The sequence below is a fragment of the Bartonella sp. AP57NXGY genome (assembly GCF_042195805.1).
In the GTDB taxonomy this organism is placed as follows: Bacteria; Pseudomonadota; Alphaproteobacteria; order Rhizobiales; family Rhizobiaceae; genus Bartonella.
In genome coordinates this window covers 1-2,422 of record NZ_JBHIOZ010000059.1, presented here as the reverse complement: position 1 = coordinate 2,422, position 2,422 = coordinate 1, and the positions used below count along the sequence as shown (strand labels likewise).

The following is a 2,422-nucleotide window of genomic DNA, read 5'->3' as shown; positions in this document are numbered from 1 at the left end:
TTGTAGAAACCTTGTGGGACAAGAGTGCCAAGGAATGGTGGCCGGTTGCTTGGAAATGGCGTGACCAGCGGTTTTTTCAATTGGATCGGCGGGATGGTTTTCATTTGCGTTTAAAAGAAGAGGGGTCTTTTAATGGAAGTGAATTGCCTGCTTATAAATTTTCTATTCACAGACCCAAGTTAAAAAGCGGTTTGCCTATTCGTTCTGGGCTTGCGCGGCTTGCAGCTTGGGCATTTCTCTTCAAGTCTTATACACTGAAAGATTGGATGGCATTTTTAGAAGTTTATGGCATGCCTTTGCGTGTGGGTAAATATGGGGCAAGCTCTTCTCATGAGGAGCGACGGGTTCTCATTCAAGCAGTGCGTGATTTATCCAGTGATGCGGCAGCGATTATTCCCAAAGAGATGGAGATTGAATTTATTGAAGCGGCAGGGGGCAGTGGCAATGCGGTGTTTGCTTCTAAGGCGGAATATTTAGATCGACAAATTTCTAAAGGTGTGTTGGGGCAAACCATGACGACGGATGATGGTTCGTCCTTTTCGCAAGCGCGCATTCATGAAAATGTGCGCCATGATATTGCCAGAGCTGATGCACGCCAATTAGCTTTAACGGCTAATCGTGATTTGATTGTGCCTTTTGTTGAGATTAATTTTGGACGCCAAGAGCGCGCCCCCCTTGTCTATTGGCCGATTTCGGAAAATGAAGACATTAAAGCGATTAGTGATGCGCTGGAAAAACTTGTGCCTTTAGGTTTGCGTGTTGGGGCGCAAGAAGTGCGCAATAAGATTGGTTTTTCGCAACCAAAAAAGGAAGAGGATGTTTTAAAGGCTCCTGATAATGCGCTTGATGATGAGAGGGGAGAAAAGGCTCATGTTTGTGCTGATTGTGGAGGTGTTTTTGATGTTTCTGTGACAAAAGAGAGCAAGGGTGCAAAAGAGAAGGGTGGGAAACATCACGACGAATTGGACCGGCTTTCACAAGAAGCTTTAAGCGACTGGGAAGAGGACTTAGAACCCCTTTTAGAGCCTTTTAAAAAGCTTGTGAGAGAAGCAAAAAGTTATGAGGATATCCTTAAAGGCTTAGATGAATTGCTAGGTGAGATGGATCATCACGCATTAGCAGCGCGCTTGGCAAAAGTACAAATGATTGCACGTGGGCTTGGGTATCATGGATGAGGAACTTTTTAAAACCGCCCCTAAAGAGGTCACCCGTTATTTTGAAGCCAAGGCACTTGTTCCAAGCTTTGATTGGCGTGATATAGCACCAGAAGAACATGCTTTTTCCTTTACGGTGGCAAAATCGCTAGGCTATGATATTTTGGAGGATTTTAAGCGAGCGGTTGGAGAAGCCATAAAGCATCAAGTTCCTTTTCAAGATTTTCAAAAAAATTTGATGCCGATTTTACAGGAAAAGGGTTGGTGGGGTAAAAAGACCAGCATTGACCCCAAAACTGGTGAAAAGAGCGTGGTGCAATTGGGCAGCCCACGGCGTTTAGAAACGGTCTATTGGGCCAATACCATGAGTGCGCATGCAGCAGGCGAGTGGGAGCGCACACAAAATAATAAAGAATTTTTGCCCTATCTCACCTATGCTTTGTCGAGTTCAGAACATAAGCGTTTAGAACATGAAAGTTGGGTGGGGTTTACCGCACCCGTTGATGATCCGGTTTGGGATTGGCTTTATCCACCCAATGGCTGGCGGTGTAAATGTAGTGTGCGACAGGTAAGCCGTTATGAAGCAGAAGATTTAGGCTATGAAGAGGGGGCAGAGCCACTTCATGTTGAAAAGCAGGTTTGGCACAATAAGCGAACGGGGAAAATTGAGAAGATACCAAAGGGGATTGATCCTGGTTGGCATTTGAACCCTGGGAAACATCGCGCGCAAAACTTAAGCAATTTTTTGAGTGATAAAGTCTCTGTGATGGGGGACAATGACAAACGCATTGCCATTGAAGATATTGTGGGTTCACCACTTTTGGAAGCCATGTTTGAAGGACATATGCCGCGTGGATTTATTCCCATTGCCCCAATGATCCAAAAGGTGCGTGATGTTTTTGCAGCGGAAAATTCTCTTATTCGCTTATCCGCAGACAGTGTGAAACATATTTTGTTAGAGCATCAAGCGCGTGATCTTCGCTTGGATGATTTTCGGGGCGCCATTCAAACGCTCATCCGCCCCCATGGCATTATCAGGCGAAAAGGTGTACCGAGCGTTGTGTTTTTGGGTGAAAATGATGGGGTATGGTGGCGCTTAGCAGTTAAATTCGTGGCAAGCAAACAAGAATGGTGGTTGACCTCCATGCATAAAAAAAGCTCTAGAGAAATTGGACGCTTATTGGATGCGGCTGAAAAAAAGGGCGAGAGGTTGTTGTAAAGAAAACAACAGGAAGAAAGTCTTTTGTTCTTAATGGAAAAGAGGCGAG

At 45.1% G+C, this 2,422-nt stretch carries 2 protein-coding genes; both read left to right on the top strand.

Features of this window, described 5'->3' with window-relative positions; translation table 11 throughout:
• Positions 1 to 1,175: DUF935 family protein (locus tag ACFIL8_RS06435; RefSeq protein WP_375689165.1), on the top strand; the 1,175-nt coding region annotated here is incomplete at its 5' end.
• Positions 1,168 to 2,373 (top strand): phage minor head protein, encoded by a 1,206-nt coding sequence (locus tag ACFIL8_RS06430; protein ID WP_375629070.1) that lies wholly within the window; start codon positions 1,168 to 1,170, stop codon positions 2,371 to 2,373. The genes ACFIL8_RS06435 and ACFIL8_RS06430, both read left to right, overlap by 8 nt.
• Positions 2,374 to 2,422 lie beyond the last annotated feature (49 nt).